This is a genomic window from Nocardiopsis listeri NBRC 13360, assembly GCF_001570765.1.
GTDB classification, from domain to species: Bacteria; Actinomycetota; Actinomycetes; order Streptosporangiales; family Streptosporangiaceae; genus Nocardiopsis; species Nocardiopsis listeri.
The window spans coordinates 1-16,738 of the sequence record NZ_BCSH01000009.1; the positions used below are offsets into that span (position 1 = coordinate 1).

19 protein-coding genes and 1 pseudogene are annotated in these 16,738 nt (G+C 67.6%); 10 read left to right on the forward strand and 10 right to left on the reverse strand.

Features of this window, described 5'->3' with window-relative positions; genetic code table 11:
* On the forward strand, positions 1-464 hold a 464-nt coding region (locus NLI01S_RS03915), incomplete at its 5' end, for an NAD(P)H-dependent oxidoreductase (RefSeq protein ID WP_067599642.1).
* A gap of 206 nt (positions 465-670) precedes the next feature.
* Here NLI01S_RS03915 and NLI01S_RS03920 read toward each other — a convergent pair.
* From NLI01S_RS03920 to NLI01S_RS03940, 5 genes are all read right to left on the reverse strand, one after another.
* Positions 671-1,687, reverse strand: coding sequence for a C40 family peptidase (locus tag NLI01S_RS03920; RefSeq protein WP_067599295.1), 1,017 nt, complete (start codon positions 1,685-1,687; stop codon positions 671-673).
* A complete protein-coding gene (locus NLI01S_RS03925; RefSeq protein ID WP_067599298.1) occupies positions 1,684-2,802 on the reverse strand; it encodes a dipeptide epimerase in 1,119 nt (372 codons plus the stop codon). Before NLI01S_RS03925 ends, NLI01S_RS03920 begins: the two co-directional genes overlap by 4 nt.
* 1 nt (position 2,803) lies before the next feature.
* On the reverse strand, positions 2,804-3,952 hold the full coding sequence (locus NLI01S_RS03930) for a DUF819 family protein (RefSeq protein ID WP_067599301.1): 1,149 nt from the start codon (positions 3,950-3,952) through the stop codon (positions 2,804-2,806).
* A gap of 200 nt (positions 3,953-4,152) precedes the next feature.
* A complete protein-coding gene (locus tag NLI01S_RS03935; protein WP_067599304.1) occupies positions 4,153-4,473 on the reverse strand; it encodes a DUF3870 domain-containing protein in 321 nt (106 codons plus the stop codon).
* A gap of 327 nt (positions 4,474-4,800) precedes the next feature.
* The gene (locus NLI01S_RS03940) at positions 4,801-5,412 is read right to left on the reverse strand and encodes a MerR family transcriptional regulator (RefSeq protein ID WP_067599307.1); all 612 of its coding nucleotides are present in this window, start codon (positions 5,410-5,412) and stop codon (positions 4,801-4,803) included.
* Positions 5,413-5,486: 74 nt separating this feature from the next.
* On the opposite strand from NLI01S_RS03940, the gene NLI01S_RS03945 reads away from it, so the two are divergent.
* On the forward strand, positions 5,487-5,984 hold the full coding sequence (locus NLI01S_RS03945; protein WP_067599650.1) for a DUF4188 domain-containing protein: 498 nt from the start codon (positions 5,487-5,489) through the stop codon (positions 5,982-5,984).
* A 216-nt stretch (positions 5,985-6,200) separates the two neighbouring features.
* On the opposite strand, the gene NLI01S_RS26645 is transcribed toward NLI01S_RS03945, so the two are convergent.
* Positions 6,201-6,566, reverse strand: a complete 366-nt coding sequence (locus tag NLI01S_RS26645; RefSeq protein ID WP_305778454.1) for a DapH/DapD/GlmU-related protein — start codon at positions 6,564-6,566, stop codon at positions 6,201-6,203.
* Between the two features lie 184 nt (positions 6,567-6,750).
* On the opposite strand from NLI01S_RS26645, the gene NLI01S_RS26250 reads away from it, so the two are divergent.
* Together NLI01S_RS26250 and NLI01S_RS25055 are read left to right on the forward strand one after the other, a co-directional pair.
* Positions 6,751-6,939, forward strand: coding sequence for a helix-turn-helix domain-containing protein (locus NLI01S_RS26250; RefSeq protein ID WP_263363268.1), 189 nt, complete (start codon positions 6,751-6,753; stop codon positions 6,937-6,939).
* Complete coding sequence (locus tag NLI01S_RS25055; protein ID WP_223809103.1) at positions 6,909-7,361, forward strand: zinc ribbon domain-containing protein; 453 nt, start codon at positions 6,909-6,911, stop codon at positions 7,359-7,361. Before NLI01S_RS26250 ends, NLI01S_RS25055 begins: the two co-directional genes overlap by 31 nt.
* Here the strand turns inward: NLI01S_RS25055 and NLI01S_RS03960 are convergent.
* On the reverse strand, positions 7,332-7,799 hold the full coding sequence (locus NLI01S_RS03960; protein WP_067599310.1) for an SDR family NAD(P)-dependent oxidoreductase: 468 nt from the start codon (positions 7,797-7,799) through the stop codon (positions 7,332-7,334). The genes NLI01S_RS25055 and NLI01S_RS03960 overlap by 30 nt on opposite strands.
* A 109-nt stretch (positions 7,800-7,908) precedes the next feature.
* The gene (locus NLI01S_RS03965; protein WP_067599313.1) at positions 7,909-8,379 is read right to left on the reverse strand and encodes a MarR family winged helix-turn-helix transcriptional regulator; all 471 of its coding nucleotides are present in this window, start codon (positions 8,377-8,379) and stop codon (positions 7,909-7,911) included.
* A gap of 82 nt (positions 8,380-8,461) precedes the next feature.
* Between NLI01S_RS03965 and NLI01S_RS03970 the strand changes: the two genes are divergently transcribed.
* Positions 8,462-9,706, forward strand: coding sequence for an oxidoreductase (locus NLI01S_RS03970; protein WP_223809104.1), 1,245 nt, complete (start codon positions 8,462-8,464; stop codon positions 9,704-9,706).
* A 603-nt stretch (positions 9,707-10,309) separates the two neighbouring features.
* Positions 10,310-11,263: pseudogene (locus NLI01S_RS03975) on the forward strand (STM4015 family protein); the annotation flags it as partial.
* Positions 11,264-11,385: 122 nt separating this feature from the next.
* Here the strand turns inward: NLI01S_RS03975 and NLI01S_RS25930 are convergent.
* A complete protein-coding gene (locus tag NLI01S_RS25930; protein WP_190318356.1) occupies positions 11,386-11,532 on the reverse strand; it encodes a hypothetical protein in 147 nt (48 codons plus the stop codon).
* A 156-nt stretch (positions 11,533-11,688) separates the two neighbouring features.
* Entirely contained in the window at positions 11,689-13,119 is a 1,431-nt protein-coding gene (gene purB / locus NLI01S_RS03980; protein ID WP_067599319.1) for an adenylosuccinate lyase, read from the reverse strand.
* Between the two features lie 132 nt (positions 13,120-13,251).
* Between purB and NLI01S_RS03985 the strand changes: the two genes are divergently transcribed.
* The 4 genes from NLI01S_RS03985 to NLI01S_RS04000 all read left to right on the forward strand — a co-directional run bounded on the left by NLI01S_RS03985 (position 13,252) and on the right by NLI01S_RS04000 (position 16,695).
* Complete coding sequence (locus NLI01S_RS03985; protein WP_067599323.1) at positions 13,252-14,619, forward strand: sensor histidine kinase; 1,368 nt, start codon at positions 13,252-13,254, stop codon at positions 14,617-14,619.
* Positions 14,616-15,275, forward strand: a complete 660-nt coding sequence (locus NLI01S_RS03990) for a response regulator transcription factor (protein WP_190318358.1) — start codon at positions 14,616-14,618, stop codon at positions 15,273-15,275. Before NLI01S_RS03985 ends, NLI01S_RS03990 begins: the two co-directional genes overlap by 4 nt.
* Positions 15,276-15,472: 197 nt before the next feature.
* The gene (locus tag NLI01S_RS03995) at positions 15,473-16,417 is read left to right on the forward strand and encodes an oxygenase MpaB family protein (RefSeq protein ID WP_067599328.1); all 945 of its coding nucleotides are present in this window, start codon (positions 15,473-15,475) and stop codon (positions 16,415-16,417) included.
* Positions 16,418-16,467: 50 nt separating this feature from the next.
* Positions 16,468-16,695 (forward strand): DUF3099 domain-containing protein, encoded by a 228-nt coding sequence (locus NLI01S_RS04000; RefSeq protein WP_263363269.1) that lies wholly within the window; start codon positions 16,468-16,470, stop codon positions 16,693-16,695.
* Positions 16,696-16,738 lie beyond the last annotated feature (43 nt).

The window sequence follows — 16,738 nt, forward strand, 5'->3', positions numbered from 1 at the left end:
GGGTAAGCCCCGGTGTGGCGGTCGACATGGGGCAGGGCGATGAATGGCCGGGGCTCCGACGAAAACTTGTTGAATCCGACATCCTGGTCCTGGCCACACCCACCTGGGTGGGGCACATGTCGAGTGTCGCCCAGCGGGTGTTGGAGCGGATCAACGCCGAACTCTCCGAGACCGACGATCAGGGGCGGCCGTCGATGTACGGCAAGGTCGCCGTGGTCGCGGTCGTCGGCAACGAGGACGGGGCGCACAAGATCGTCGCGGACTGCACGCAGGCGTTGAGCGACACCGGGTTCACCATCCCCGCCACCGGGTCCACCTACTGGAACTCCGAGGCGATGAACCCCAAGGACTACATCGACCTCGACAGCACTCCGGAAGCCGTGGCGACCACCACGGCGACGCTGGCCCGCAACGCCGCGCACCTGGCACGTCTGCTTCAAGCGCAGCGGTATCCGACCTCGTAACCGCCACGGCTCGAATCGGTCCGTCCTCGAAAACGGCCACGGCGAGGGACGTCACAGAACAACGGATATGTGTTCGCGGAACTCATGGTGGTTCGAGTTCGTGCCGGTGTGAAGAGGCGTCTATTGTCTCGTCCCGACGCATGGTCCGTGGAGCCGAGACTGCCGCGCCGCGACTATCGCGGCGCGGCAGTCTCGGCTCGGCTCGCTCATAGGATGCGCTTGGCCCCCGAGAACTCGTCGGCCTCGTCCCACTCGTCCCAGTCCACGATGGACACGCTCGTGGAAGCGTTCGGCGCGTGGATCATCCGTCCGTCACCGATGTACATGCCCACGTGGTGCACGGGGCCGCCGCCGCCCGGATCTGCGAAGAACAGCAGGTCACCCGCCTGCAGGTCGGACACGTCGACGTCCGTGCCGGTCGTGGCCTGAGCCGAGGAATCCCGTGGGATGTCCACGCCGTGCGCACGGTGGATCGAGTAGGTGAACCCGGAGCAGTCGAACCCGAAGGCGGAGACACCCGCCCACAGGTAGCGCAGGCCCAGGAACTCCTCGCCCGTTCGTACCAGGTCCTGGCCGCTGGGCGCGGCCGGTTCGTCACCGGGTGCGTAGACGTCCGCGTCGTCGCCGTCCAGCCATGCCGTGGTGCTGTCGGGCAGGGCGACGCGCAGCGCCTCGGAGGTGCTCTCCAGCACCGGCACCCGGGTGTTGAAGCTGATCTCATGGAGTTCCTCGCCTGCGGGCGCGTCGGTCAGCGATGCGCGCTCCGCCGTGACCTGTGCCGATGGCAGGTCCTCGACTCGCTGGGCGAACTCGTCGTTCTCCACCAGTTGTTCGACCGGAACCCAACCCGGGTAGCCCCGTTCGTCCCGGGGGGTCGACTGCTCCGGGACGACGACGTGCGCCCAGTCCCCGGAGAGTTCCGTGACCTCCACCTCGGAACCGAGTACGGCCTGGCTTTCCAGCCTGCCCGTCAGCCGGCTGCGTGTCTCGGTGTCCTCCATGTTCGCGTTCCACCGGTCCAGGTCGACCGGGTTGGTCAGCGAGGGCGCGTCCAACTCGCGTGCCGTGTCCGGTTCCGTCCAGAGGGTGGCGGCGGTGACGTCCACGAAGGCCTGGTCGCCTGCTCGCAGGCCGTCGGAGGTGGAGGAGGCCGCGGCCGTGGTCCCTGTCGTGCACACCAGGGCCACGGCGAACGCCGTAGTGGCGATGCGTATCGGTTTCATCGTTCGTTTCCTTCCGTTGATGCCGGCTCGAGCCCGAGCCCGGGGGACTGCGAAAGGTGCAACCGGTCGCCATGCAGCACGTAACCGCCGGTCAGGGCACGATCATCGATCCATTCGGCCGAGTCGAGATCCACCAGCGTGATCGCTGGATGTGCCACGGCCACGTGTGCGGCCGCTGTGATGGAGATGCGAGGCTCCATCATCGCGCCGATCATGCAGGACATCCCTGCGGCGTGGGCCACGTCGGCGATCGCCATGGCGGAGCCCACACCGCCGCATTTGGCGAGTTTGATGTTCAGTAGGTCGGCGGCGCCCGCATGGGCGATCTCGAAGGCGTCCTGCGGCGAGTTCAACGCTTCGTCCGCCATGATGGGGACGTCCACGGCGGCCGTCACCGCGGCCAACCCACGCAAATCGTGCTTGGGTACCGGCTGCTCCACGAGTTGCAGGGGGATCTGCGCCTCCTGGATCGCGCGGATGATGCGTACCGCCGACTTGGCGTCCCAACCCTGGTTGGCGTCCAGACGGAACTCCGCGTCCGGAACGGCTTCGTGCACCGCCTTCAAACGGTCGAGATCCGCGCGCTGGTCACGGCCCAACTTGATCTTGAGCACCGTGAAGCCGTCCTCGAACGCGCTCACCGCCGCCCGTGCCATGGCCTCCGGGTCGGCCAGGCCGACGGTCATATCGGTACGCAGCACCGTGCTCGCGTCACCGCCCAGCGCTTCGGCCAGGGGCACGCCGAGCCCGCGTGCCCAGGCGTCGTGCAGAGCCACGTCGACGGCCGCCTTCGCGCTGGTGTTCGCGGTGCACGAGGTGGCGATGGCGTCGGCGTGGCCGCGTAGCCCGCGATCCACGGGTCCGGCCATCAGGGCCTCGGCGATCGGGCCGTGGATCGCCGCCCGCATCGACTCGACCGATTCACCGGTGACCGCGAACGTCTGGGCAGCGGAGCCGTGCCCCACGGTCCCGTCGTCCAGTTCCACTTCGGTGAGTATCCCGGTGACCTCCGTGACGCTTCGTCGGGAGGTCACGAACGGTCGGCTCAGACCGCCCGTGTAGTCGCGGCTGCGTACGTCGGTGACGGCGAGACCGTGGCGTGAGGAACCGGACACATCACACCACCGAGAGGATCTGCGCAACGGCCAACCCGATGAACGTGCCGATGAACGATCCGATCAGGGCGTAGAGCACACCGACCGGAACGAGCTGGCGGTTGAACGCGCCGGCCACGACGGGAGCGGAGGCCACACCGCCGATGTTGGCCGTGCTGGCCACCGCCAGGCTGAACAATTCGGTACGGGTCAGCTTCGCGTAGAGAACCATGATCGTCAGGTGTACGAGCAACACCACGATCCCCACGGCGAGGTAGACGGGTGCCTGTGCCAGGGAGGTGAAGTCCGATCCCGAGGCGATGATGCCGATGATGACGTAGAGCATGACCATCGCGAGCTCCGTGGAACCCGCCGCCTTCCCCAACGGCGTCGTGGCGATGATCAGACCGAGCACGCTGACGATCAGAATCGTCCAGGTTGTGCCGGTGATGACGACGCCGATCTCCGGTAGGTGCTCACCGATCCAGCCCGCGGTGGCGGAGACGAACAGGCTGAAGCCGATCAAGCCCATCAGCGAGACCAGGTCGATCGGGCGCTCCTCCTCGTCCAGGTCGTTCTGGGCGTCGAACTTCGTGGTGTCCGCCTTGGTCCATCGGTTGAACCGGTCCGAGAAGCCCACCGAGCCGAACATCAGCAGGAGCCATACCGAGTACAGCACCGTGTCGACGATCAGCACGTATCCGAACACGTTCTCCGGGGCCCGCAGAATGCCTTGGACCGCCACCATGTTCGCGGATCCACCGGTCCACGAGGCGCTGAGCGCGCCCAGCGCCTTCCAGGCCTCGGCGTCCAAGGTGGCTTGGAACACCAGGTAGGCGACCATGAAACCGAGCACGATGCTCGCTGCGGCCACGGTGAAGGTCAGCAGCAGTTTCGGGCCCAGCTTGATGATCTTGCGGATGTCGCACTTGAACAGTAGGAGCAGGATCATGGCCGGCAGGAGCGCGTCCTGCACCGCCTCGCCGGTCGCCTCGATCGACTCGGACTCGCCGAAGACCCCCGTCGTGTTCAGGGCCGCGGCGCAGATGTACAGCAGCACGAACGCGGGCACATAGGTGAACAGCCGGATGTTGCTCCGCCGGGTCACGAACACGAGAACGCCGGCCAGCGCCGACAACACGCCCAGATACAGAAATCCGTCCGTGATCATTGTGCTGTCCTTTCCGTCCTTCCTGAAGCATGTCTGATCCCTGAGAACACAAAAAGTCGGAAACAAGCACGTGTGCACGTGTGCTTGTTTCCGACTGGGTCTCGTTCCGGTGAGGGAACAGGCAATCGAATCGGCCTGCCGCCGATCGTGGCCTCAGAGGTGTGCGGACCGCGCCCCGGTAGGAGCGCCGGGCACGAGTCTCAGTCCGAGGTCGGGTCGACGATGTTGCGGTACTTCACCACGGCGTTGCGCAACGCCGCGATCAGTGCTCGCTGTGAGGAGCCGTGATACCGGGTGGTGATCTGCTCCGTCAGGCGTCCTTCGTCCGTGATGCGCTCTCCCGCGAACAAGCCCGTGACGAACGATTTCGTCAGCGCCAACGTCGCGGAACATTCCGCATCCAGAATCCGGTGATTGTCCGTATCGACCACGAAAACGACGTAGAAGATCCCGAACCGGGTGGTGATCGGGTTTCCGGACGGCGATTTCGCCTCGCCCGTGATGAGGATGGTCGTGGACATCAGTGAGGATACAACCACGGGTGCCCATGGTTCGTAAAGACATCATCGGCGACTCGTTGGCGGTTTATTCAACCGTGACATTCCGGTCTCTCGACTGGAGACGAAGACGTTGACAACGAGATCATCCCCCGACCGGCTTACGCGAGTGCACCGGGAGAAGAGGTCCTTGGGGTCATCCGGGGCCGCCACCAGGTCGATGAACGTCTGCGGTTCCGTCCCGGCCGTGGAGTCGTGCAGGAACCGCAGCACGGAGAAGTCGGCGATGGTGAAGCCGACCGAGCCGAAGGTGGTGGTCTCCTCCTCGCCGCGGCGCGGGGCCCGGGCCGGTCAGGTGCCGGACGGGAAACGCTCGGCGGCGGCGATCTGTTCGGCCATGCGGCGCAGCGCGAGAAGGAGCGGTTCGGCCAGGGCCGTACCCAGCACCACGTACCGGACCGCCTCCTCGGGAGTGTCGACCGGAACACCGGCGATCTCGGCCGTCGCGATGGTCTTCACGCCCTCCAGATAGGCGGTCATGACGTCCGGGGGGATCACGAAGCCGGCCCTGTCCAGGGCGTCGAGCGCTCGTGCGACATCCGCGATGCGCTCGGTTTCGCAGCCCCCGGGACGGAAGCCGAGACGTTCGGCGAGCCGTCGGGCATCGTCGAGCGGGATCTCGTCCTCTCCCTGCGGAGCGACCGCCGCGTGCGCGGCGCCGAGCAGGTCGGCCACCTCGTCCGGTGGCTCGTCGAGGGTGGCGAGCACCTTGCGTGCGCCGGCCACGCTCACCCCGGCGTCGACCAAGGCTCGGATCACCCTGAGCCGACGGATGTGCGAGTCCCCGTAATGGGCCTGGGTCGCCGACGTCCGCACGCCTTGGGGCAGCAGCCCTTCCCGTAGGTAGTACTTGATCGTGGGGACGGGCACGCCGGCCTCGGCGGACAACTCTGCCATGCGCATGCTGAAACCTCCTTGCCACGGATAGTCGCACAAGCTAATTTAGATAGTGGAACTATCTAATGATCGGAGGGGACATGACGAAGATCGTGTCGGGTCGCGTGACCCATCGGCATGACGGGGAGCTGGTGGTCTTCCATATCGGCATGACGCTCAACCGATGGTGGCGACCCGACCTTTGGTTCCCGGTCCTGCGGGTCATGCGGCCGATGCTGGCCGAACTCTCCGAGGACCCGGATTCCGGCCTGATCGGCTACGAGCTGCTGTTCAACGGCAAGGGCCCGTACGTCGTGCAGTACTGGTCCTCGGTCGACAAGCTCTACGACTACGCCTCCGCGGGCTCGCTGAGCCACCGGCCGGCGTGGACGAGGTTCAACGCGATGGTGAAGAAGCACCCCGACGCCGTCGGGATCTGGCACGAGACCTTCATCGTCGAACGGGCCGAGAGCGTGTACGTCGGAACACCGGCCAGGGGATTGCCCGGGGCGACGACGATCCTGCCGGTGGAGAAGCGACACCACCGTGCCCGCGCGCGCCTGGCCGACGGTGCCCTCACCCTGCCCGAGGGCGGATAAGAGGGGCCATCTGGGAGTCGGGAGATGTAGGGGGAGGGGCACGTGTGGAGAAACATGGCTGAGCGCGCCGGATATCGGGTGGTCGAGCAGCCGGGGTTCGAGGACCCGGGCCCTGTCCCTCCCCTGGATCGACCGTCGAAACCACCGGGCCGGACCGAGGCGAGCACCCGCCTTCTTGGAGGAGGACCTCTCCCTGCCAGGGGTTCCCTCAGCGGTTCAATCGGTCACCGAGCGCACCACCCGCGCGGGAGAACCCACCACGACGGTGTCGGCCGGTACGTCCTTGGTGACCACGGAGGCGGCCGCCACGACGGCGTTGTCACCGATCGTCACACCCGGTAGAACGGCCGCGTTCGACCCGATCCACACGTTGGCCCCGATGACGATGGGCGCCGGGTGCATGTCCGCCCGGCGGGTCGGGTCGAGGTCGTGGTTCAGCGTGGTCAGCACCGTATTGTGCCCGATCAGGCAATCGTCGCCGATGACCACACCGACTTGGAACCCTCTGCACCGACGCCGCGTACCGGAGGGGCTGTGTCGAGGAGTGGCTGAAGGAGATCGTGCGCGAGGGATGTCGGGCACCTGAAGTCTCGTCTACCGGCCTTGTGGACCCACGGCTACTGCGTGGCCGCTGTCGGAGGTGCCCTGCCGGGAGCGATCGAGCCTGACGTGGGGCACCAGGAGAGCCGCTGGGAGGGAGAGGGGGTGTTTCACGGTGTTGTCGGGTCGTCGTTTCCGTCTTGCTCTGACCGATGCGCAGGAGGCGATGTGCACCGAGTTCGGTGACCTGTGCCGGGCGGTGTGGAACACCGCTCTGGAACAGCGCCGCCAGTACGTGGACCGCCACACCCGGGGCCGGCAGGGTCCTTTCTGCGGCTACCACCTCCAGGCCGCCCAGCTGGCCGAGGCCAAGACCGAGTGGTGGTGTTGGAGAGCCTGCGCACCACCAACATGACCGCCTCCGCCAAGGGCACCATCGAAGAGCCCGGAAAGCAGGTGCGCCAGAAGAGCGGTCTGAATCGGGCCATCCTGGACAAAGGGTGGCACCGGCTCGAACTCGCACTACGCAACGCAGCCCGCAAGCCCGGCACCCGCATCGTGCTGGTCGATCCCGCCTACACCTCGCAGACGTGCTATCGGTGCAAGGTGGTGGACGCGAACTCGCGCAAGAGCCAAGCCGAGTTCGTGTGCACTTCTTGTGGTCATACCGATCACGCCGATGTGAACGCGGCCAAGAACATCCTTCACGCCGCAGGGCATGCGGTGCCGGCTTGCGGAGACCTCGGGGTTACCCGGTCTGTGAAGCAGGAACCAGCGCCCCCGCGAGGGCAGGCGCACCAACCGGCGTTATCGCTGGTGGGAATCCCCCGTATTTAGGCGTGGGGAGGAAGTCAAGATGCCGCAGGAGCCGTGGGCGACCAGTTCGGCCCCGATCGTGTGGGTGAGGGTGGGCAGGCCGCCGATGTTGACGTCGACGGAACGCGGTTGCGGTTCGAGCGGGCGGTCCAGGAACGGGCCCGTACTGCCGATACCGGCGTTGTTGACCAGCAGGTCCACGCTCAGGTCGCGTTGGTGCAGTTCTCGTAGAACCTGTTTCGGTCCCTGCGGTGTGGCGAGGTCGGCGACGATCACCTCGGCGTCGGTTCCGCCGTGTTGTCCGCTGATCCGCGCGGCCAGTTCCCGCAGCTGATCCTCCGAGCGGGCCGGCAGGACCAGCCGAGCGCCCCGCCGGGCCGGCTCCAGCGCGAGCTCCCGCCCCAGCCCCTTTGACGCGCCGGTGACGAGTGCGGTGATGTCGCGATAGCCGTCTCGCACGAAATCCTCCAGTGGTTCGAGTGTCGAAGCACTGGCGCTAGCGCGATGCTTTGACCTCCGAAATATTTTTCGGATGTGGATATGGCGAGGCCGGCTCGCGGGGAGTGAGTCACCGGGTGCTGTCGACCGTGGTCAGGGGATCGCCCTCGGTCGAAGACGCCTTGGCGCGCGTGAGGGCGCCCTCCAGGATGGACGCCACCGCTGTTCGCTCCTCAGTGGTCAGGTGCCGCAGGGGGGAGATGGCGAGTGCGACGTCCATCAGGGTCGCGCGTGTGTGCTCACCCTTCCCGGTGAGCACGGCCGCGCGTTGTCGCCGGTCCTTTGTGGCCCGCACGCGTTCGACCATGCCGCGGGCGACGAGTTGGTCTATGAGGAAGGTGAGGTTGGGGGCGTTGCAGTAGAGCCGCCCCGCCAGCGCCTTCATGGTCGGAGGTTCCTGTTCGGGGTCGATCTCCAGCAGGAGCGAGGCCGTCGAGGAGGTGATGTCCAGCTCCGCGAAGGTGGCGGCCATGCGGTCACTGGTCAGTAGGAACAGCTCGTGGTTGGCCCGCACCGCACGTGCGAGGAATCCGTCGTCCATGGCCGGAATCCTAGCGTTCGGTTTGAGTATCGAAGGAAACGATGCAATCCTTCGATATTCGAACTAAAATTTCGGAGGGAACGTGGACACTGTCGGTCTGGACACCCCGCTCACCCTGCGCAGCGGTGCGCGACTACCGAACCGGATCGTCAAGGCCGCCATGGAGGAACAACTCGCCGACACCGATCAGCTCCCCGGCCCGAGGATCCACCGGCTGTACGAACGGTGGGCCCGGAGCGGCGCAGGCCTGCTCATCACCGGCCACGTCATGATCGATGGCCGCGCGATCGCCCAACCTGGCGACGTCGTTCTGGAGGAGGGAACCCCTCTGGAAGGCTTCGCTCGTTGGGCCGCGGCGGCCAAGGGCACGGACGAAAGCACACGGGTGTGCATGCAGATCAACCACCCGGGGCGGGTCGTCCCGGCCGACACGGGAAGCGTGTCGTGGGCGCCCTCCGCGGTACCGATCAGGGTCGGCCACCTCTCCCGCCTCTTCACGCCACCCGTGGCGATGTCGCATGCGCAGATAGAGGAGACCATCACGCGTTTCGCGGCGACGGCCCGCGCGGCGCAGAACGCCGGGTTCGACGGGGTGCAGGTGCATGCGGCCCACGGCTACCTCCTGTCGCAGTTCCTCTCCCCGTTGGTCAACCGGCGCACCGACGAATGGGGCGGGAGCCTGCGAAACCGGGCCCGCCTGCTCCTCGAAGTGGTGCGGGGCATCCGGTCGGTGACACGCTCCGGCCTCGCCGTGGCGGTCAAGCTCAACTCGGCCGACTTTCAACGCGGCGGCTTCGATCAGGGCGACGCCGAGCAGGTCATCGCGATGTTGGCCGCCGAGGGGGTCGATGTCGTCGAACTCTCCGGCGGCAGCGTGGAGAGCCTGGCGACCTCCGGTGCGCCGGCCGATGGTCGGACCCTGGCCCGGGAGGCCTACTTCCTGGAGCTGGCCGCGAAACTGGCCGGTACCGCCGGGGTGCCCCTGATGCTGACCGGTGGCATCAGACGGCGCTCGGTGGCGCAGCGGGTGCTGGACGCGGGGCTCGACCTCGTCGGGGTCGCGACGGGCTTCACGGTCGACCCGGCTCTGGCCGGGTACTGGCTGGACGGGCAGGAGCGCGACGCCCCACCACCGAGGACGTTCCTGCGTTCCAAGGCGTTGCGCGCGGCGGCCGTCCAGGCCGTGGCCACCGCCCGCATACATCGCATGGCCGCGGGCCGCCGTGGCCCCTATCTCGGTACCCCTACGGGAGCGTTGGTGGCCGATCGTTTCCGCAGGGGGAGGCGGCTGCGTGCCTACCGGTGCCGGCGTCGGGCCTGGCGTTGACGGCCGCATCTTTTTCCCACGGAACACCATCCTGAATCGGAATGAGCATCATCGGTCACGGGTGGTTCTGTGATGATGAGTTCAGGCATCTCGCTGCATATTAGAGCGAGATGGTCGAACCCCGGTCTTTCAATGAGCTGTTCGTCCATTTGTGGGATCGGGCCCAGCTGATTCGCCCTCGCCGTTGAACGGGTTCTGTGCACTGGTGGGGGTGGTTCTTCTGCCGTAGGGTCGTGCCAGGCGTGGACCTGGGAAAGGTGTCCGGTTTGTCTGTTTCTCCACTAGTTGTAGATTTGAGCACTCGCCCCGGATGAACCCGCAGGTCAACGAGACTGCTCCTCGCACGCGGGGATGGACCCCAGTCCTTCATGAACGCAGGGGTGATCTTGATCTGCTCCCCGCGCATGCGGGGATTTGGGTCCGTACCCGCTTCGGGTAAACTAACGGACTTGACGCCGAGGGGTTCCGTGCCGTCATGGGGGTGTCGGTCCCGGGGGAAGCATCACCTGAACGTCGGTGCTCGAATCGTGCGTTTTCCGGGTTTCGTCACCTCACGATGCTAAACATGGCTCACACCTCGAACATCTGCACCAGGAGTGGCCCATGTTCTTCGAACACCTCACCGAGTTCGGCGGACTGCCGGTATTCGACTACGCGTCTCCGGAAGAGCTGTCGTCCTCGACCCCCCGGTACGAACAGGACCAAGTGGACGCCGACGCGCAGAACGCGGCCCTTCGAACCCCCGATGCCTACGCGTGGCGGTTCCAGGTCGAGTCCTTCGATCCCGAGGAGGAGTTCGCCGACCACTTCGGCTCCTTCGTGGCGGCGACGGACACCAGCGCGGTGAAGGCCATCGTGATCGGGGCGGCGGGCGATTCCGAGTTGGACGAGCCCGGCGCCCCCGCCCGTGACGCGCTCTTGGAACACGCGGACCGGTTCACCGGGCTCAGGTCACTGTTCATCGGCGACCTGATCTCAGAAGAAGCCGAACTCTCCTGGATCCACCAGCCGGATCTGGCCCCGGTCCTGGCCGCCTACCCGAACCTGACCGAGTTCGCCGTGCGCGGTACCGGCGACCCCTACCTCAACCCGGGCAGCCACCTGGGGTTGGACATCGGCCGCCACGACGCGCTGCGCACCCTCACCGTGCAGACCGGCGGCCTGCCCGCGCGCGTCGCCCGCGGTATCGACGGTTCCGATCTGCCCGAGTTGGAGCACCTGGAACTGTGGCTGGGGGTCGGACAATATCGGGGCGACACCTACCCGCAGGACCTGTCCCGCACCCTGTCGGGCGAGGCGTTCCCGCGCCTGCTCCACCTGGGGCTTCGCAATGCGGAGAACACCGACCTGTGGGTGCGCGCCCTGGCGGAGGCTCCCGTGGTGGGTCGATTGCGTTCGCTGGATCTGTCGATGGGCACGCTCACCGACGAGGGCGCCGAAGTACTGATGGGCGCCCCGGCCTTCCGTGACCTGGCCCGGTTGGATCTGAGCCACCACTACATGTCCGAGGACATGGAGCGGCGGGTTCGTGAGGTCTTCGCGGAGGCCGACGTCGACCTGAGCGCGCAGGAGCGGCAGGTCGAGGAGAACGATTGGCGTTTCCCGTCCGCCACCGAATGAGACGGGGGCCGCGCGCCGATGCTCGGACCGGGTGCGGACGTGCCACTGCCGAGGAACGGTCAGTCGCCGGTGGAACCGTTGGCGGCGCGGTCCTCACGGCGACGCAGCGCCATGTCGGACAGGGCTGCGAGCCCGAAGGCGATGGTCATGGCGGCGAGCACGCCCAGAACCAGGACGGCGGTACCGAAGGAGGTCGGGTCGATCATGGGGTCTCCTGTCGAGGGGTGGGCCGACACCTCAACCGTAATAGGCGTTAACTTTCGAACCCACTGTTAGCGCGAGTGAAAAGCGTCATACCCGATCCCACGAAAGAGGGGGCCAAGGCACAAGGCCTCGGACCCCCTCTCGACATCGAACGGCGACTACAGGATCGACCCCGGCGCGTACGAGGCGGCCTCGGGGCGCTCGGCCAGTACGGCGTCCACTCGTGCCACCACGTCGGCGACCTGGTCGGCGGCGGCACCGGTGAACGTGATCCGGTCGGCGAGCAGGGCGTCCAGGGCGGCCCGGTCCAGTGGGAAGCGCTCGTCCTCGGCCAACCGGTCCAGCAGCCGGTTGCCCACGCCCTCCTGGCGCATCGTCAGGGCGGAACCCACAGCGTGTTCCTTGATGAGCTCGTGGGCGCTTTCGCGACCCACCCCGGCGCGCACCGCGGCCATCAGCATCTTGGTGGTGGCCAAGAACGGCAGGTACCGGTCCAGCTCGGCGGAGATCACCGCGGGGAAGGCGCCGAACTCGTCGAGCACCGTCAGCATGGTCTCCACCAGCCCGTCGAAGGCGAAGAACGCGTCCGGCAGCGCCACCCGGCGTACCACCGAGCACGACACGTCGCCCTCGTTCCACTGGTCGCCGGCCAGCTCACCGGTCATGGACGCGTACCCACGCAGGATCACGGTCAGCCCGTTGACCCGCTCGCACGAACGCGTGTTCATCTTGTGCGGCATCGCCGACGAGCCGACCTGGCCCTCGGCGAAGCCCTCGGTGACCAGCTCGTGTCCGGCCATCAACCGGATGGTCTTGGCCAGGGAGGAAGGTCCGGCGGCCAGCTGCACCAGCGCGGTCAGTACCTCGAAGTCCAAGGAGCGCGGGTAGACCTGGCCCACGCTGGTGAATCGCCGCTCGAACCCCAGGTGGGCGGCCACCTCGTTCTCCAGGGAGGTCAGCGCCTCGCGGTCGCCGCCGAGCAGGTCCAGCATGTCCTGGGCGGTTCCGACCGGGCCCTTGATCCCGCGCAGCGGGTAGCGGGCGATGAGCTCCTCCAGTCGCCCGTACGCCACCAACACCTCGTCGGTGATCGAAGCGAACCGCTTGCCGAGCGTCGTCGCCTGCGCGGCCACGTTGTGCGAACGACCGGCCATGACGGTCTCGCCGTACTCCGCGGACAGACGGCCCAGTCGGGCCAGCAGCGCCACGACGCGGTCGCGCACCAGCAACAGGCTGTCGCGCACCTGCAACTGCTCGACGTTCTCGGTCAGGTCGCGCGAGGTCATGCCCTTGTGCACGTGTTCGTGGCCGGCGAGGGCGTTGAACTCCTCGATCCGGGCCTTGACGTCGTGTCGGGTGACACGCTCGCGCTCGGCGATGGAGGCCAGATCGACCTGCTCCAGGACCTTCTCGTAGTCCTCGACCACACCGGCCGGTACGTCCACGCCCAAACGTGCCTGGGCGCGCAGTACGGCCAGCCAGAGTCGCCGTTCGGCGACCACCTTGTACTCGGGGGACCACAGCCGGGTCAGTTCCGCCGAAGCGTAACGGGCGGCCAGGACATCGGGGATGACGGGTTTCGCGCTCACGTCGGTCCACCCTACCGGCCTGAACCGCTTTGCCCTCGGCCGGGCCGGACCCGACGGTAGGGCCGGCCCTACCGCGAACCGACGGGTTCGACGGATGTTCCCCGAGCCCCGCCGCGTTCTAGCGTTGACACCATGAGTTCCCTGAACGTCTCCGACGCCCGAACCGGCACCCTGCCATGGGCTCTGGCCGGCCCGCGCTACCTGATCGGTTCCTGGGTCTGGCGGGCCCTGGCCTACACCCTGACCACCATCATGGTCGGTGGTGTCCTCATGACAGTGGCCTTCCCCGTGTACGCGCCGTTGGCGGCGAGCGTGGTGATGATCGAGTCGAGGGCCGTCGGTGACGTGATCTTCCTCTTCCTGCTCGGCGTGGTGATGGTGGTGTGCTTCGGCCCGCTCATCGCCATCCCGCTCGGGGCGGTGGAACGGCGCAGGCTGCGAATCGTACTGCCCGGACCTGATCACAGCGGCCACCGCGAACCCCCCGCCGGACTGTGGGGATGGTTCCGCACCCGCTACACCGAGGCCGCGACCTGGCGTGAGGTGGCCTACGCGGCGGTCATGCTCGTGCTCTTCGTCGTCACCCTGACCCTGGTCGGATTCCTGTTCACCACCGCGCTCACCTTGGCGGCCACCCCGTTCATCCTCCAATCACCCGAAGAGGCACCTTTGAGCATGGGCCCGTTCCAGCTGTACTCCAGCATGGACGCCCTCCCCTTCGCCCTGGCCTCACCGTTGTTCGCGATCGCGTTGCTCTACGCCTGCGGCCTGCTGTCCTACGGGCACGGGGTCGTCGCCCGGTCCCTGCTGGTCGGCCCGCCCAAGGAGGAGCTCTACGCCGAACTCGGTCAGGTCACCGAGTCCCGCGCCCGCCTGGTCAACGCCTTCGAGTACGAACGTCGCCGCATCGAACGCGACCTGCACGACGGCGCCCAACAGCGGCTCGTGGCGCTCAGCATGGACCTGGGCATGGCCCGCGTCGACCTCGACGAGGACTCACCCGCCGACCGGCGTGTGGTGGCCGCCCAGTCCAAGGCCGACGAACTCATCGACGAGATCCGCGAACTCGTGCGCGGCATCCACCCGCGCGTGCTCACCGACCGCGGTCTGCCCTCCGCCCTGGCCGAACTCGCCGACCACTGTCCGGTTCCGGTCACCGTCAACGCCGACCTGCCACGACGCCAACCCCCGCACGTGGAGGGCACCGCCTACTTCGTGGTGGCCGAGGCCCTCACCAACGCCTACAAGCACACCGAGGCCAACGCCGTCACCGTCCACGCCGACCTGCGGGAAGGGCCCCGAGGCGACGTGCTCAGGGTGGAGATCACCGACTACGGTCCCGGCGGCGCCGACCCCTCACGCGGCAGCGGCCTGACCGGCATGGCGGACCGGGTCGCCGTCATGGGCGGCACAATGGACCTGTCCAGCCCCGTGGGAGGGCCGACCAGGATTCGAGTGGAGCTGCCTTGCACGACCGAACAGCCGCAGACCCAGAGGTGACCCGGGTGCCGACGGTGCTCGCCGAGGACGGTGTGCTGTTGCGCGAGGGGCTGGTCGGGGTGCTCGAACGCTTCGGCTTCCCCGTGGTGGCCGCCGTCGGCGACGGTGAGGAACTGATCGCGGCCGTGGACGAACACCGCCCCGGGTTGGTCGTCACCGACATCCGCATGCCGCCCGACTTCACCGACGAGGGCCTGCGCGCCGCCGTGCGACTGCGTCGCGCCCACCCCGGCCTGGCCGTGGTGGCGCTCAGCCAGTACGTGGAGCTGAGCTATGCCACCGAACTACTGGACTCCGGGGACGGTGAAGGCGTCGGCTACCTGCTCAAGCAGCGGGTGGGCGACGTCCGCGAGTTCGCGTCGGTGCTGCGCAAGGTGGTGGAGGGGGCCACTTTCGTCGACCCCGAGGTGGTGCGTCAGCTGCTGCGCCGCAGCGCCGACCCGTTGCAGCGCCTCACCGCACGCGAACGCGAGGTGCTCGAACACATGGCCGAGGGGCACTCCAACGGGGCGATCGCGCGCAAGCTCGTGGTCAGCGACGCCGCCGTGGGCAAGCACGTGGGCAACATCCTGGCCAAGCTGGACCTGCCGCCCGACGACGGTGTGCACCGTCGGGTCCAGGCGGTCCTGGCGTTCCTGCGCGCCCAGGCCGGCTGAGGCCGCGGCCCCGGAAGGCCGGAGGGACACCGCCTCCGGCGCCCGGTCCCGCCCGGTTCGGGTGTAGGTGATCGAACGGGGGGAAAGTCCCTGGAAGGGTGGATCGGACGGGTCGTCGTTTCGAGACGACGGCCCCGCGGCACGGTCCGAACCCGGCGCGAACCCCTTCCCTTTGCGCACACCCCGAGGAGAGTTGGATGCAACCGACGGTCGCCGCCCCCGAGAGCGTCACCTGGCGCGTACACCTGGACCGCTCGATGTGGGTGGCCGGCGTACGAGCCCTGATGCTCCAGGCGCTGCACCCGATCGCCATGCAGGGGGTGTGGCAGCGCTCCGACTTCCGAAGCGACCCCACCGGCCGCCTGCTGCGCACCGCCCACTTCATCGCGGTCACCACCTATGGCAGCCACACCGAAGCCGACACCTTGGGCGAACACATTCGTCGGGTGCATCGCGCCCTGAGCTTCACCGATCCCACCACCGGACGCCTGCACCGGGTCGACCAGCACGACCTGCTGGTGTGGGTGCACTGCGCCGAGGTCACGTCCTACCTGGAGACCACTGTGCGCGCCGGGCTCGAACTGAGCCCCGCCGACATGGACCGCTACCTGGACGAACAGTCGCTCACCGCCGGCTACGTGGGGCTGTCCCGCGACGACGTGCCGCGCAACGTCGCCGACATGCGTCGCTACCTGGCGGCCGTGCGTCCCGAGCTCAAGGTCACCGAAGAGGCCCGCCGGGCGGTCCGTTTCCTGCTGTGGCCCAAGGTCCCAGAACAGCTGGCCTGGCTGGCCCCGCTCAAACCGCTGTGGTTGCCGGTGGGCGCCCTGGCCTACGCGACCCTGCCCGCCTGGGCCCGCCACGCCTACGGGATGATCCCCCGGATCCCGGGTGCCGCCACCACCGCCACCGCGGGGCTGCGCCTGATGCGTTCCGGCCTCGATCGGGTACCGGAGAACCTCTACAACAAGGTCTTCGACGAGGCCACCGTGCTCAGCGCCGAGGAGGCCAAGCAACGGCTGCTGGACGCCGGATACCGGATGGATCGGGCCTCGGGCGGGGTGCGCTCGATGACCCGGTTCGACTCGGCACCGCTCGCCCTGACCACGGCCCGTCGCGACGACATCGAGACCATCGGGTAGAGCGGATAACGAATGACCTGAGGTCAAGGCCCGATCGGCGACGCTCGGGGGTGAAAAGGATGAAACGCAGGAAGCTGTGGTACGTGCTCCTCATGGGCACCTGCCTGGCGCTGTTCGCCGCGTCCGCGCCCGTCTACCACTTCTTCGGAACCGGGTGGGCGGTGGCCATGTGCGTGGTGGCCTCGGTACTACCGCCGATCGCCATGACACTGGGCAACATCGCCGGCCCGGACGACCCACGCGACCACGACAACCGCTATGGGCCCAACGCCGAATGAGACCGGGGCCGCCGACCGGTTCAACCTCGGGGGAGGACGTCGA

What these genes read in the sequence shown, in the direction of transcription:
- NLI01S_RS03920 (WP_067599295.1), bottom strand. Translation starts at nt 1,687, where the DNA reads ATGAAACCGATACGCATCGCCACTACGGCGTTCGCCGTGGCCCTGGTG.
- NLI01S_RS03930 (WP_067599301.1), bottom strand. Translation starts at nt 3,952, where the DNA reads ATGATCACGGACGGATTTCTGTATCTGGGCGTGTTGTCGGCGCTGGCC.
- NLI01S_RS03935 (WP_067599304.1), bottom strand. Translation starts at nt 4,473, where the DNA reads ATGTCCACGACCATCCTCATCACGGGCGAGGCGAAATCGCCGTCCGGA.
- NLI01S_RS03940 (WP_067599307.1), bottom strand. Translation starts at nt 5,412, where the DNA reads ATGCGCATGGCAGAGTTGTCCGCCGAGGCCGGCGTGCCCGTCCCCACG.
- NLI01S_RS03945 (WP_067599650.1), top strand. Translation starts at nt 5,487, where the DNA reads ATGACGAAGATCGTGTCGGGTCGCGTGACCCATCGGCATGACGGGGAG.
- NLI01S_RS26250 (WP_263363268.1), top strand. Translation starts at nt 6,751, where the DNA reads ATGTGCACCGAGTTCGGTGACCTGTGCCGGGCGGTGTGGAACACCGCT.
- NLI01S_RS03965 (WP_067599313.1), bottom strand. Translation starts at nt 8,379, where the DNA reads ATGGACGACGGATTCCTCGCACGTGCGGTGCGGGCCAACCACGAGCTG.
- NLI01S_RS25930 (WP_190318356.1), bottom strand. Translation starts at nt 11,532, where the DNA reads ATGATCGACCCGACCTCCTTCGGTACCGCCGTCCTGGTTCTGGGCGTG.
- NLI01S_RS03985 (WP_067599323.1), top strand. Translation starts at nt 13,252, where the DNA reads ATGAGTTCCCTGAACGTCTCCGACGCCCGAACCGGCACCCTGCCATGG.
- NLI01S_RS03995 (WP_067599328.1), top strand. Translation starts at nt 15,473, where the DNA reads ATGCAACCGACGGTCGCCGCCCCCGAGAGCGTCACCTGGCGCGTACAC.